Consider the following 13,752-nt stretch of genomic DNA (forward strand, 5'->3'; position numbering starts at 1 on the left):
AGGTACGGCGATGACGGTGGACGCCGGCAGCATCAGCAAGGCGGCACCCCCGCCCGTCACGTTCCCCAAAGCCAAGCAGTCCCTCGGCTCCCGCCTCGCGGAACGCGTCAGCGGCGGTCTGGTCCGGGTCTTCCTCATCCTGGTCGGCGTGTTCTGGCTGGTCCCGACGATCGGTCTGCTGCTGTCCTCGCTGCGCACCCCGCAGGACATGGCGGCCGGCGGCTGGTGGGAAGTCCTCAGCAAACCGTCCCAACTCACCTTCGAGAGCTACGACAAGCTCCTGCAGAACAGCGACATCACCGACTCGCTCGTCAACACCGTGCTGATCACGGTCCCGGCGACGGTCCTCGTCGTCGTCATCGGCGCGCTCGCGGGCTACGCGTTCGCGTGGATGGAGTTCCCGGGCCGCGACTGGTGGTTCCTGGCCGTGGTCGGCCTGTTGGTGGTGCCGGTGCAGGTGGCGCTGATCCCGATCGCCGAACTCTTCGGAAAGATCGGCCTGTTCGGCTCGATGCTGGGTGTGATCCTCTTCCACACGGGCTTCGGTCTGCCGTTCGCGGTGTTCCTGCTGCGGAACTTCTTCGCGGAGATCCCGAGGGAGCTGCTGGAGGCGGCCCGCCTCGACGGCGCGGGTGAACTGCGCCTGTTCGCACGGGTCGTGATGCCGCTCGGCGGGCCGGCCATCGCGAGCCTGGGCATCTTCCAGTTCCTGTGGGTGTGGAACGACATGCTGATCGCGCTGGTGTTCACCGACTCCGGCAGCCAGCCGATCACGGTCGCTCTGCAGACGCAGGTACGCCAGTTCGGCAACAACATCGACGTGCTGGCACCCGGCGCGTTCATCTCCATGGTGATCCCGCTGGCCGTGTTCTTCGCGTTCCAGCGGCAGTTCGTGTCCGGCGTGATGGCCGGCGCGGTCAAGTAGCCGCGACACCAAGGCACTTCGCGAGGGGCGGACCGACACCGGTCCGCCCCTCGAAATTCATCCGGAATCCCCCGTATGCAGCACACAACGTAACCAACCGACTCCATCGGCCGTTCCCGGGCAAGGCCCTGTCGTCCGCGCCGACCCATGGATGTCCCTTGCCCAGGTTCAGTGTCATTGTCCCCGCGTACAAGGTTCAGGCGTATTTGCACGAATGCCTGGATTCGGTGCTCTCCCAGTCGTATCCGGATCTGGAGCTGATCGTGGTCGACGACTGCTCGCCGGACTCCTGCGGCGCGATCATCGACGAGTTCGCGGGCCGTGATCCGCGCGTCCGGCCCGTGCACCTGCCGCAGAACCAGGGGCTGGGCCCCGCTCGCAACGCCGGGATGCGCGAGGCGAGCGGCGACTACCTGCTCTTCCTGGACGGCGACGACACCCTCACCCCGCACGCGCTGCGCGCGATCGCCGACCGGCTGCTGGAGACCGGCGAGCCGGACGTCCTGGTCCACGACTACGCGCGCACCTACTGGTCGGGCCGGACCGTCCGCAACCAGGCCGCCGTCCAGCTCGCCGAGCGGGGCCCGGCGCCCTTCCGCCTGGAGGACCGCCCGGGCCTGCTGCACCAGCTCATGGTCGCGTGGAACAAGGCGTACCGCCGGGAGTTCGTCGAGCGAGCGGGCTTCACCTTCCCGCCCGGCTACTACGAGGACACCCCCTGGACGTACCCGGTGCTGATGGCCGCCGAGTCGATCGCGACCCTCGACCGGGTCTGCGTGCACTACCGGCAGCGCCGGCAGGGCAGCATCCTCGGCACCACCAGCAGCCGCCACTTCGACGTCTTCGAGCAGTACGACCGGGTGTTCGCGTACGTCGAGCAGCACCCCGAACTCGCCCGCTGGCGCCCGGTGCTGTTCCGCCGCATGGTCGACCATCTGGCGACCGTGTTCGTCCGGCGCGACCGGCTGCCGCGCGAGCTGCGGGCGGAGTTCCTGCGCACCGCCCGCGCCCACTGCCGCCGGCACCGCGTCCCGGGCGTCCCCCTGCACACCCGGCTGCGGCACACCCTGGTCCACCTGGGCCTGCACCGCACGTTCCGCGCCCTGCAAGTCGCCTCGGCCCTGCGCCGCCGTACCGTCAAGCTCACCGCCAAGGTCCTGCGCGCGACCCGGTCCGCCGCCCTGCGGCTGCACTACCGGATCCAGCGGCGCCTCCCGCTGCGCGCCGACCGTGCCGTCTTCTCCGCGTACGAGAGCCGTGGCCACGGCTGCAACCCGGGCGCCCTGGAGGCCGCGTTCCGCACCTTCGCGCCGCACATCCGCACGGCGTGGGTCGCCCGCCCCGAGTACCACCACACGGTTCCGGCCGCCACCCGCCGCCTCAGCCCCGGCACGGCCGCCTACTGGACGGCCCTGGCCCGCTCCAAGTACCTGATCGACAACGTCGACTTCGACCCCGGTCTGGTCAAGCGCCCCGGCCAGATCCTGGTCCAGACCCGGCACGGCACCCCGCTCAAGCACATGGGCCTCGACCTCCAGGAACACCCGGCGGCCGCCGCCGGCACGGACTTCGCCGAGCAGCTGCGGGGCGTCGACCAGTGGGACTACGTCGTGTCCGCCAACCGCCACTCCACCCTCGTCTGGGAACGCGTCCACCCCGGCGGCTACACCACGCTCGAGTACGGCCAGCCCCGCAACGACGTCTTCCAGAAGGCGACGTCGACGGAGGTGACCCGCCTGCGCGAGTCCCTCGGCATCCCCGAGGGCACGATCGCGATCCTGTACGCCCCCACCTACCGCGACTACCGGCGCACCCAGCGCACGACCCTCGACCTGGAGCGGGTCGTCCGCCGTCTCGGCCCGGCCTTCGTCGTCCTGGCCCGCGCCCACCACGCCTTCGGCGGGCCTCTCGTCGCCGGATCGAGCCGGGTCATCGACGTCACCGACCACCCGAGCGTCGAACAGTTGTGCCTCGCCTCCGACGCCCTGGTCACCGACTACTCCTCGATCATGTTCGACTACGCGGGCCTCGACCGGCCGATCGTCATCCACGCCACCGACGACGACTGGGCGGCGTACGAGGCGGCCCGGGGCACCTACTTCGACCTGCGCTCCTGCGCGCCGGGCGCGGTGGCGCGCAGCGAGGACGAGCTGATCGACATCTTCGCCACCGGCCACTGGCGCGGCTCGCGCTCCGCGCAGTTGCGCTCCGCCTTCCGCGCGCGGTTCTGCCCGTACGACGACGGACGCGCCGCCGAGCGGGTCGTACGGCATGTGGTGCTGGGGGAGACGGACCAGCCTCCGGCCGTACCGCTCGCCGAGCGCCACCCCGTGCCGTCCGCGGCCGAGGCGCTCATGCGCAGCCCGCTCACCACCGTGCCGCGTCCGGCCGGCCCGCTGACCGTCACCGACCACGCCTGAACGCCGTTTCCACTCCGGGGAGTTCGTATGCCCTCCAGTCCTTCGCGTCCCACACCGAGCCGGCCGTCCACCTGGCGTCCGTCCGGACGGCCCGGCCGCCCCGGCGCTGCGGCCCCTCGCACCGCGTGAGGCGCCGTAGCTCCTCACGAACCTTGAGAACATCCACAGAAAGAGCAGAATGCCCCGCTTCAGCATCATCGTCCCGTCCCATGGGGTAGCGGGCCGGCTGGCCCAGGCGCTGGACTCGGTCCTCGCCCAGTCCTTCGGCGACTTCGAGCTGATCCCGGTCTGCGACGCGCCCGACTCCCCCGCCGCGGACGTCGCCGCCGGGCACGCCCGCCGGGACTCGCGGGTGGCCCCGGTGCACTCGCCGCCGTCGGCGGGCCTGGCCGGGGCGCGCAACACCGGGATGCGGGCGGCGACCGGCGCGTATCTGCTGTTCCTCGACGGCGACGATGTCCTCGTCCCGGGCGCGCTGGCCGCGCTGGACGCACGCCTGACGAAGACCGGCGACGTCGACGTGCTGCACTTCGAGCACGAGCGCACGCCCTGGTGGGAGGGCGAGCCGAGCAACCCGGCGGCACCGGTGCTCGCGACGGCACCGCCCGGCGCCTTCTCCCCCGGCCGGGCTCCGCAGCTGACCGGCGTACAGCTCCCGGCGTGGAGCGCGGCCTACCGCCGCGCCTTCGTCACCGAGCAGCAACTTCCGTTCCCCGGCGGTCATTTCACCGACATCGGCTTCGGTGGTCTGGCCGCGCTGAAGGCGGAGCGGATCGCGGTGGAGCGCTCGGTCGTCGTCCGGCATCTGGTGCGCCGGCAGGGCAACCGGCTCAACCTGCCGGGCGAGCACCACTTCGAACTGCTCGACCAGGCCGACCTGGTGCTCACCCGCGCCGCCGAACAGGGCCTGTCCGGCGAGCGGCTGCACGCCCTGTTCGAGCACCTCTTCGCCGCCGTCCTGAAGACCGCCGCCCACCCCCGCCGGCTGCCCTCCCAGCGCCGCGCCTACTTCCGCCGGGCGAGCAGGCTGTACCGGCACCACCGCCCCGCCGGATTCCGGGCGCCGGGCGGCAGCCTGGGCGTGCAGCACCGGCTGCTGGCGAGCGGCTCGTACGCGGCGTTCCGCGCCCTGCGCGGCGCCAACCAGCAGGCCTCCAGGACGCTGGAGCACCTCCCGCGCCCCCACATGCTGCGCACCCGCCTGCTCTACCAGCACCATCTGCGCCGCCCCATGGACCCCGACCTCGCGGTGTACTGCGCCTACTGGGGCCGCGGTTACGCCTGCAACCCGGCCGCGATCCACGCCAAGGCCCGCGAACTCGCCCCGCACATCCGCTCGGTGTTCCTGGTGAAGGCCGACCAGGCGCACGCCATGCCCGACGGCATCGACCACGCCGTCATTGGCAGCCACCGCTACTGGGAGGTGCTGGCCCGCGCCAAGTACCTGATCAACAACGCCAACTTCGCGGAGGGCGTGGTCAAGCGCCCCGGCAGCGTGCACGTCCAGACGCAGCACGGCACCCCGCTGAAGAAGATGGGCGTCGACCAGTCGACGTACCCGGTGGTGGCGGCCGCGACCGGCAGCTTCGCCAAGCTGCTGGGCCGCGTGGACCGCTGGGACTACAACCTCTCCTCCAACCGCCATTCCACCCAGATGTGGGAGCGCGCCTTCCCGGGCTCGTACGAGCACCTGGAGTACGGCTATCCGCGCAACGACGTCTACTACACGGCGACCGCGGACGACGTGGCCCGGATCCGCCGGGAGCTGGGCGTCCCCGAGGGCAAGACGGCCGTGCTCTACGCCCCCACCCACCGCGACCACCACACCGGCTTCGAGAGCGGGCTGGACCTGGAGGCCTTCTGCGAGGAGGCCGGCGAGGACGTGGTCGTGCTGCTGCGCGCCCACTACTTCTACGACCGGGGCGGGAAGAAGAGCAGCGGCCGGATCATCGACGTGACCGCCCACCGCTCCTCCGAGGACGTCTGCCTGGCCGCCGACGCGCTGGTCACCGACTACTCGTCGATCATGTTCGACTACGCCAACCTGGACCGGCCGATCGTCGTGTACGCCGACGACTGGGAGGTCTACCGGGAGACGCGCGGCGTCTACTTCGACCTCATGGTGGCCCCGCCGGGCCCCGTGGCCCGGACGCCGGAGGATCTGGCGCGGGTCTTCCGCGACGGCTCCTACGCGGATCCCCGGTCGGCCGCGCACCGGGCCCGCTTCCGTGAGCGCTTCTGCCAGTTCGACGACGGACGCGCCGCCGAGCGCGTCGTACGCCGGGTGTTCCTGGGCGAGCCGCCCGAGGCGATCCCACCCGTGCTGCCGCTCGCGGAGCGCGTCCCGGCCCCCGCCGCCGCCACCCTCGTAAGGAGCTGACCCCGCAGTGCCCCGCTTCAGCGTGATCATCCCGTGTTTCAAGGTGCAGGGCTTCCTGCGCGAGTGCCTCGACTCGGTCCTGGAGCAGTCCTACCGGGACATCGAGGTCATCGCCGTGAACGACTGCTCACCGGACGGCTGCGGCGCGATCCTCGACGAGTACGCGGCCCGCGACGCGCGCGTCCGTGTCCTGCACCTGCCGGAGAACGTCGGCCTCGGCCGCGCCCGCAACGCCGGGATGCCGCACGCCACCGGCGACTTCCTGTTCTTCCTCGACAGCGACGACACCCTCACCCCGGGGGCGCTGCGCGCGATGGCAGACCGGTTGGCGGAGGCGTCCGACCCGGATGTGCTGGTCTTCGACTACGCGCGCACGTACTGGTGGGGCGGGACGCGCCGGAACGTACTGGCGCACGTGCTCGCGGAGGCCGGCGACGGTTGTTTCACCGTGGCCGAACGTCCCGAGATCCTCGACCTGCTGATGGTCGTGTGGAACAAGGTCTACCGCCGCGACTTCGTCGAGCGCGAGGGCTTCTCCTTCCCGCCGGGCTACTACGAGGACACGCCCTGGACGTTCCCCGTCCTGCTCAGCGCCGAGCGGATCGCCACGCTGGACCGGATCTGCCTGAACTACCGCCAGCGCCGCCAGGGCAACATCCTGTCCACGACCAGCCGCAAGCACTTCGACATCCACGACCAGTACGAGCGGGTCTTCGCGTACGTCGGCTCCCGGCCGCGGCTGGCGAGTTGGCGGCCGTATCTGCACGCCAAGATGGGCGAGCACTGCCTGGACATCCTCTCCAAGCCGGACCGGCTGCCCCCGTCCGACAAGGGCGAGTTCTTCCGCCGTACGGCCAGGATGTTCCGCGAGCACAAACCGCCGGGCGCGTCAGTCGCCCCGGAACTCCGCGTGCTGGAGGGCAGTTACGCCATGTACGCGGCCAAGCGGCAGGCCGGGCGGGCCGGGCGGGAACTCGGTCGGCGCGCACAGCAGGCACGACGGGCGGCGGCCGTACGGCTGGCGCGCGGCCGGTCCGCGCTGTCCGCACGCCGCTCCCTCGACCCGAACCTCGTCGTCTACTCGGCCTTCTCGCACCGGGGCATCCTCGGCGACCCGGCCGCGATCTACCACAAGGCGCGGGAGATCGCCCCGCACCTGCGCGGGGTGTGGGTCATGCAGGACGAGCAGCAGGCCGCGCTGCTCCCGCCCGACGTCGAGCACGTCCTCGTCGGCTCCCCGCGCTACCGCCGTATCACCGCCCGGGCCACCTACTTCGTCAACAACGTCAACTGGCCCGGCACCCTGCCCAAGCGCCCCGGCAGCGTCCACATCCACACCCACCAGGGCACGCCGCTCAAGTACATGGGCGCCGACCTGCTGGCCAAGCCCGGCGCCCGGCACGGCGTCGACGTGCCGCAGATGCTGCGCCGCGCCGACCGCTGGGACTACAGCCTGGTCGCCAACCGCCACTCCGAGCTGGTGTGGGAGCGGGCGTATCCGTGCCACTTCAGGTCACTGCGGACGGGCAGCCCGCGCAACGACGCGCTGGTCAACGCCCGGCCTGGCGACGCCGAGGCCGTCCGTGCCCGGCTGGGCATCCCAGCCGACCACACGGTCGTGCTGTACGCGCCGACCCGCCGCGACTACCGCCGGGGCGGTCATGTCGACCGCGTCGACCTGGCCAGGTTCGCCGAGGACCTCGGCGCCGGCCACACCCTCGTCGTCCGCCTGCACCCGTCCCTGGCCACCGGCCCGGCCCGCGGAATGGGCCTGGCCGAGCTGCACCGGCGCGGCATCCTGGTCGACGCCACCGACGAACCGCACGTCGAGGACGTCCTGCTCGCCTCCGACGTCCTGGTCACCGACTACTCGGCCCTGATGTTCGACTACGCCCTCCTGGACCGGCCGATCGTCGTCCACGCCGACGACTGGGGCGCGTACGCGGCGAGCCGGGGCACCTACTTCGACATCACCGCCGACTCCCCGGGCCACGTCTCGCGCTCCTACCGGGAGCTGGCGTGGCTGTTCGCCTCCCGGACCTGGCAGGACGAGGAGTCGGCGCGGCTGCGGGCCGCCTTCCGGGACCGGTTCTGCGAGTACGACGACGGACGCGCCGCCGAGCGGGTCGTACGGACGCTGCTGCTCGGCGAGGACGGGTGGGTGCCCGAGCCGGCACCGGTGCCCGAGCCGCTGCGGGCGCCCGCCGCCGACCGTGACCTGCTGACCTCCTCGTGAGGCCGCGCACCTGGGTGCTGGTCCTGGCCGCGGTGTTCGCCGTGCTCCAGCTCGCGAACGTCTCCGGCCGGGACACCCCCGACTCCAAGAACTACCTGGCGTACGCCCTGAGCCTGCGCGGCGACAGCAAGCGGGAGGCGGCGGCCGCGACCATCGACTACGCCTGCGCGGGCAGGGCGTCGATCGCGCACCGCAACCAGAAGGTGAACGTGGTGCGCTTCCACGCGCCGAGCCCGACCCGGTGGGTCCTTGAGCAGTGCCGGGCGGCGGAGTGGCGGAACGTGGACGCGCGGCTGCGGGCGGGGCAGACCGGCGGGCACACGGTCCCGTTCATGCCGGAGAGGTTCATGCGGATCTTCGAGGTGCGGCCCGGGTATCCGGTGTTCCTGGTGCCGTTCCTCGTCGTGTTCGGCGTGAAGTGGGGGGTGTGGGCGGCGGGGGTCGCGGTCACGGTCGCGGGTGGGGTGCTCGTCTTTCTGATCCTGCGCACCTTGTCCGTGGCGGTACCGCTCGCGCTGACCGGTCAGGCGCTGTACTACGTCCTGCCGTCCGGGACGACCGCCATGCGGCCGATGACGGAAGGGCTGCTGCTGGCCCTGACCCTGGCGGCGGTGTGGGGGTGCGCGCTGGTGCTGCACGGGCATCGGGAGCGGGCCGGTCTCGCGTTGGTGGGCGGCTCGCTGGCGGCCCTGTTCACGGTGAAGCACTCGCAGGCGCTGTTTCTGGGGATGTGCCTGGCGGGGGCGGGGGCGGTGATCGCCGTACGGCGGTGGCGGCGGGGTTCGGCCGCGGGGCGCGGGGTGGTGGCGCTCGCGGTCGTGGGCTGCGGTGCGGTGGCCGGGACGATGCTGCTGGCGAGGGTGCTGCACTATCCGTCCGAGTCCGAGAGCCTCCAGGATCTGCTCACCGGTCACTTCTCCCGGCCCGACCGGTCGCATCCGTGGCCGGAGTTCCTTCATCTCCAGGTCAACTTCTGGGGGGAGTGGCTGCGCCGACGGTTGTGGGAGCCGCTGTTCCTGGCGGCGCTGGCCGCCGGGGCGTGGGGTGTGTGGCGGGGGCGGCGGCGGGCGTTCGGCGGGTTTGTGCTGGGGGCCGCGTTCACCGGGATCCTCACGCAGGCCGGGCATCCGGACATCAACATCTGGGGCGAACGGCTGATCGTGCTGGCGTGGCTGCTGCCGGTGGTGGGGGTGCCGTTGCTGCTGGAGTCCGTCGTACGGGGCCGGGTGGTGATGCCGGCGCAGGGGCACCCCGATCGGGCTCACTCGATGAGGTGACGCGCGGCTAAGCCGTTGACCCCGGCGGGAACATACGGCCAATGGTTCAGCCCCTTCGTGTCTCCCCCGTCCGATGAGCGCCGTCCGATGAGCGCCGGCGTTCTGGTCCGGCGGACCGTGCGCGGTGCGAGCGCACTGCGCGGCCGCCGCAGCCGGCGTCCGACTCCGTACCAGGTCTTCGGCTTCCTGTTCTGGCTGGTGATGTCGCTGGCGTACTGGCGGGTGCCGCTGTGCTGCGACGCCGGGCAGCACGCGGCGGTCGTCGAACGCCTGAAGGCCGGCCTGCTCCACCCGCGCCACCCCATGGCCGATCTGCCGGGCGCGGGCAGCCCGTACTACTCGCCGTACGCCGTCGCGCAGGGCGCGTTCGCGCGGCTGACGGGGCTGGGCGGCTGGGAGGTGGTGCGGCTCGCCGGGCCGGTGAACCTGCTGGTCCTGCTGATGGGCATCGGCCGCTTCGTGCGCGTGCTGACGCCTCGGCAGTGGGCGCCGGTGCTGGCACTGGCCGCGATGACGCTGCTGTGGGGGACCGAGCGGGCGTGGTGGAGCGGGTACCTCGGGCTGATGTCGATGACGGGGAATCTGGGGTATCCGTCGACGTTCGCGATCGGGCTGGCGTTCTGGGCGTGGGGGGTCACGGGGGCGTGGGCTCGGGACCGGGGGCGGGCTCGCGATGTGGGGCGGGTTCCAGAGGGGAGCGTGCGGCGGGCGGTGGGGTGCGCCGGGCTCGGCGCGCTGTACGGGGTGATCCTGCTGATCCATCCGATCACGGCGGTGGCGGCCGTGCTGGGGGCGGTGGCCCTGGTCGCCGGATGGCAGCGGGGCTGGTCCGCGGCGGTCGTGGGGCGGTGGGTGCTGGTGGGTGCGGCCACGCTGCTGGTCGCCGCCTGCTGGCCGTACTTCGACGTGCTCGCGCTGGCCGGGGACGGCAGCGTGGACGCGATGCACCGGCGGCTCTACCAGGATCTCGACGGGCACTTCGGGCTGGCGCTGCTGGGGCTGCCGGCGCTGTGGCTCCGGGGGAGGCGGGGTTCCTGGCGGGATCCGCTGGGGCTGATGTTCGGCCTCGACTGCCTGGTGGTGGCGTACGGCTGGGTCAGCGGGCACTACACGTACGGCAGGATCCTCGGGCTCACGCTGGTGGCGCCGCAGTTCGCGCTGGCCGTGGAGCTGGCGGCGCCGCGGCCGTGGGGCGTGTGGCGGCGGGTGCTGGGCGGGGCCGCGGCGGCCGGGGCGTGCGTCGGCTTCCTCACGGTCCAGGCCGGGGCGGTCGTCCCGCGCTCACTGGACCCGGTCGGCTTCGCGCAGCCGCCGCGCTGGCCGACGTACGAGTGGGCCGCGCTGCACATCGGGCCCGGCGAGGTCGTGATCACCGACGGCTACTACTCCGTCCACGCGATCGCGGGATACGGCCCGAACCTCGCCGCGCCCGCCTGGCCGGACGCGGCCCTGGACGAACGCGAGCGGCTGCGGCGCCTCGCCGACATCCGCGCCTACCTCGCCCCGACCTCGACCCGCGCCGAACGCGTCGCCGTCGCCCGCCGCTATCACGTGCGCTGGCTGCTGCTGACGCGCTGGCACCCGGTGCCCGAGGAGGCGGTGGTGGTGGCGTGGAGCAGGCGGACGGGGGAGGTGTTGGCGCGGGTCGGATGAGGTGTGTGCGGGGTTTTCCGGCGGTTACCGGGGCTTTCCGGCGGTTACCGGGGCTTTCCGGCGGTTACTCGATGACGAGGTCGACCTCGATGTTGCCCCGGGTGGCGTTGGAGTAGGGGCAGACCTGGTGGGCCTGCTCGACCAGCTTGCGGCCGGTCTCCTCGTCCACGCTGTCGGGCAGCTCGACGCGGAGGGCGACCTTGAGGCCGAAGCCCTCGCCCTGCTTGCCGATGCCGACCTCGGCGGTGACGGCGGCGTCGCTCACGTCGACCTTGGCCTGACGGCCGACGAGGCCGAGGGCGCTGCCGAAGCAGGCGGCGTAACCGGCGGCGAACAGCTGCTCCGGGTTGGTGCCCTGCCCGTTGCCGCCCATCTCCACCGGTATGCCGAGCGCCAGGTCGATCTTGCCGTCGGAGGAGACGGCACGTCCGTCACGGCCGTGGGTGGCGGTGGCGACAGCGGTGTAGAGCGCGTCCATGAAAAAACCATCCCTCTTCAGTCACGTACTTCAGTCACGTACTTCTTCTGCGCTTCTTCTGCGACAAGTAGAGCACACAATTCAATTGTCTACAACTAAATGGCCCGCAAGAGCTATCCTGGAGACATGAGCACGATGCCGACACCCGCCACCACCGAAGAGAACTGGCTGCGCCTGGACTCCCAGATCTGCTTCTCCCTGCACGCCGCCTCGCGCGCCTTCAACGGCGTCTACCGCGTGGTCCTCAAGGAGCTCGGGCTGACGTACCCGCAGTACCTGGTGATGCTGGTGCTGTGGGAGCGGGGCGAGCTGCCCGTGAAGAAGCTGGGCGAACACCTGCGCCTCGACTCCGGCACGCTCTCGCCGCTGCTCAAGCGACTGGAGACGGCCGGCCTGGTACGCCGGGAGCGCAGCGCCCGCGACGAACGCTCCGTGGAGGTACGGCTGACCGAGGCGGGCGTGGCGCTGCGCGAGCGCGCGCTTCAGGTGCCGCGCCGGATCGCCGCCGCGACCGGCTTCGACCTAGAGGAGATCCGCGACCTGCGCGAACGCCTCGACCGACTCACCACGACCCTGGACGAGGCGGCGCTGGGGGAGACGCCGGGGTGCGAGTAGCAAGCTCCTGACCACCGTTTGGCGGCATATTGTCGCGCTCACGGCATTAGCCCGGCTTACGATCCGCCGTGATGAAACGTCCCTCCGACACTCCCCAGGTCACCGCCGTCACCGCCGTCGGCCTTGTCGGCGTTGTCGCCGTCGTCGTCATCGGCCACAACGACGCCTCCCACGTGACGGACGCCGTCCGCTCGGCCCTCGCGCAGGGCCCCGCGGTCGCCGAGGTCGTCGCCGTCGACGACTGCTCGACGGACGGCAGCGCGGACCTGCTCGCCGACCTGGCCACCACGGAACCGCGCGTACGGGTGCTCCGGCTCCCGGCCAACAGCGGCGGCTGCGGCACCCCCCGCAACACCGGACTCGACGCGGTGACCTCGCCGTACGTGATGTTCCTGGACAGCGACGACATCCTGCCGCCCGGCGCGGTGGACGCACTGCTCACAGCGGCGACGCAGGCGCACGCGGAGGTGGCGAGCGGCCTGTGCGTGCGCCGCGAGCTGCCCGAAGGGCGCGAAGTCCCCTGGCAGGCGCCCCTTTACGCAGCGCACGCCGTGATCGAGCACCCCGCACGGCGCCCCCGCCTCGTCCACGACACGATCTGCGTCAACAAGCTCTACCGCACGGATTTCCTGAACACGCACGGCATCCGCTTCCCCGAGGGCCGCTTCCCCTACGAGGACTTCGTCTTCACCGCGCGCGTGCTGGCCGCCGGCCCGCGCATCGTCCTCGTCCCGGACACGGTCTACGTCTGGCACGTGCGCCGGTCCGCCCACCGCCTGTCCATCTCCCTCGACCGCGCCGACATCGAGAACTGGCAGGCACGCACGCACGCGTGCCGACTGACGTACGAGATCCTCCTCGCCGCCGGCCAGAAGGTGCTCGCACGGGCGGCGCGCGCGAAGTTCCTCGACCACGAGCTGCGCATGTACGTCCACGAGCTGGGGTTGCACGACGCGAACTACCGGCGTGCGTGGTGGGCGCACACGCGGGCGTACCTCGCGGAGTACGACGCGGCCGACTGGGCCCGGAACCCCACCGCACCCGGCCGCCTCCTCGGCCGCGTGATCCTGGCCTCCCCCGAGCCGCGCGACCTGCCCCGCCTCCGGGAGCTCGCGGCCCGCCCCGCACGCCTCCTCCCTCCCTACGCGCACGCCCCGGACGGCACCCCCGTCTGGTCGGCCGACCTCCCCGGGATCACCCTGGAACCCCTCCTCACCTGCCCCGTCAGCCTCCTCCCCCTCACCGTCGACGCGGAACTGCGCCCACGCGCGCGTGCCGGCCGCCTGCACCTGCGGCTGCGCCTGCACGACCTGTACGGCCGACTGGCCGAGGCGGGCGGCGAATCGGGCCCGGACACAGTGGAGGTGGAGTGGCGGCACCGCACGGACTGCCGCGCGCGTCACAGCCGTACGACCGCGCTCGCCCCCGCCCCCGACGGCAGCTGGTCGGCCGAGACGACGGTCGACGCGGCCGCGCTCGGCGCGGGCACCTGGGACCTGCGCCTGCGCCTCGTCTTCCGCGACGGCGCGCACCGTGAGGTCACGGCGCACGCACTCGCGGGCGCCGGTCTGCTGCGCCGTCGTGCCGGGCTGAGCGCCCGTCACGGCCTGGTGCTGGTGCGGCCGTACGCCACGCATTCCGGGGCACTGGCGCTGCGCGTCGCCACGGGTTCACGCGGAGTTGCCGCCGTTGCCCGCCGCAGGCTCCGTCACCTGCTTCACTGATGATGATGACTGATGACCGGTACCTCACTTTTGACCGACCTTTG

At 72.1% G+C, this 13,752-nt stretch carries 9 protein-coding genes; 8 read left to right on the plus strand and 1 reads right to left on the minus strand.

Annotated elements, in window-relative coordinates; all coding sequences use genetic code 11:
- The first annotated feature begins 10 nt into the window (after positions 1–10).
- The 6 genes from Q4V64_RS19830 to Q4V64_RS19855 all read left to right on the plus strand — a co-directional run bounded on the left by Q4V64_RS19830 (position 11) and on the right by Q4V64_RS19855 (position 10,891).
- Positions 11–925 carry a carbohydrate ABC transporter permease gene (locus Q4V64_RS19830; protein WP_124441795.1) on the plus strand — a complete coding sequence of 305 codons (915 nt, stop codon included), beginning with the start codon at positions 11–13 and terminating at the stop codon, positions 923–925.
- A 158-nt stretch (positions 926–1,083) separates the two neighbouring features.
- Entirely contained in the window at positions 1,084–3,345 is a 2,262-nt protein-coding gene (locus Q4V64_RS19835; protein ID WP_124441796.1) for a bifunctional glycosyltransferase family 2 protein/CDP-glycerol:glycerophosphate glycerophosphotransferase, read from the plus strand.
- 178 nt (positions 3,346–3,523) lie between these two features.
- Entirely contained in the window at positions 3,524–5,725 is a 2,202-nt protein-coding gene (locus tag Q4V64_RS19840; protein ID WP_124441797.1) for a CDP-glycerol glycerophosphotransferase family protein, read from the plus strand.
- Between the two features lie 7 nt (positions 5,726–5,732).
- Positions 5,733–7,961, plus strand: coding sequence for a bifunctional glycosyltransferase/CDP-glycerol:glycerophosphate glycerophosphotransferase (locus Q4V64_RS19845; protein ID WP_124441798.1), 2,229 nt, complete (start codon positions 5,733–5,735; stop codon positions 7,959–7,961).
- Complete coding sequence (locus Q4V64_RS19850; RefSeq protein ID WP_124441799.1) at positions 7,958–9,238, plus strand: hypothetical protein; 1,281 nt, start codon at positions 7,958–7,960, stop codon at positions 9,236–9,238. Before Q4V64_RS19845 ends, Q4V64_RS19850 begins: the two co-directional genes overlap by 4 nt.
- 87 nt (positions 9,239–9,325) lie before the next feature.
- The gene (locus tag Q4V64_RS19855) at positions 9,326–10,891 is read left to right on the plus strand and encodes a hypothetical protein (protein ID WP_124441800.1); all 1,566 of its coding nucleotides are present in this window, start codon (positions 9,326–9,328) and stop codon (positions 10,889–10,891) included.
- A 64-nt stretch (positions 10,892–10,955) separates the two neighbouring features.
- Here the strand turns inward: Q4V64_RS19855 and Q4V64_RS19860 are convergent, their stop codons facing one another.
- Positions 10,956–11,369, minus strand: a complete 414-nt coding sequence (locus tag Q4V64_RS19860) for an organic hydroperoxide resistance protein (RefSeq protein ID WP_124441801.1) — start codon at positions 11,367–11,369, stop codon at positions 10,956–10,958.
- 126 nt (positions 11,370–11,495) lie between these two features.
- On the opposite strand from Q4V64_RS19860, the gene Q4V64_RS19865 reads away from it, so the two are divergent.
- Together Q4V64_RS19865 and Q4V64_RS19870 are read left to right on the plus strand one after the other, a co-directional pair.
- Positions 11,496–11,984: a MarR family transcriptional regulator gene (locus Q4V64_RS19865; protein WP_253267122.1), complete on the plus strand. Its 489-nt coding sequence runs from the start codon at positions 11,496–11,498 to the stop codon at positions 11,982–11,984.
- A 71-nt stretch (positions 11,985–12,055) separates the two neighbouring features.
- Positions 12,056–13,708, plus strand: a complete 1,653-nt coding sequence (locus Q4V64_RS19870) for a glycosyltransferase family 2 protein (protein ID WP_124441803.1) — start codon at positions 12,056–12,058, stop codon at positions 13,706–13,708.
- Positions 13,709–13,752: the final 44 nt, after the last annotated feature.

The sequence above is a fragment of the Streptomyces sp. NL15-2K genome (assembly GCF_030551255.1).
Lineage (GTDB): Bacteria > Actinomycetota > Actinomycetes > Streptomycetales > Streptomycetaceae > Streptomyces.

Excerpts from the sequence above, each read along its gene's own strand:
- Q4V64_RS19830 (WP_124441795.1), top strand. The coding sequence starts at position 11 with ATGACGGTGGACGCCGGCAGCATCAGCAAGGCGGCACCCCCGCCCGTC.
- Q4V64_RS19840 (WP_124441797.1), top strand. The coding sequence starts at position 3,524 with ATGCCCCGCTTCAGCATCATCGTCCCGTCCCATGGGGTAGCGGGCCGG.
- Q4V64_RS19855 (WP_124441800.1), top strand. The coding sequence starts at position 9,326 with ATGAGCGCCGGCGTTCTGGTCCGGCGGACCGTGCGCGGTGCGAGCGCA.
- Q4V64_RS19860 (WP_124441801.1), bottom strand. The coding sequence starts at position 11,369 with ATGGACGCGCTCTACACCGCTGTCGCCACCGCCACCCACGGCCGTGAC.
- Q4V64_RS19865 (WP_253267122.1), top strand. The coding sequence starts at position 11,496 with ATGAGCACGATGCCGACACCCGCCACCACCGAAGAGAACTGGCTGCGC.
- Q4V64_RS19870 (WP_124441803.1), top strand. The coding sequence starts at position 12,056 with ATGAAACGTCCCTCCGACACTCCCCAGGTCACCGCCGTCACCGCCGTC.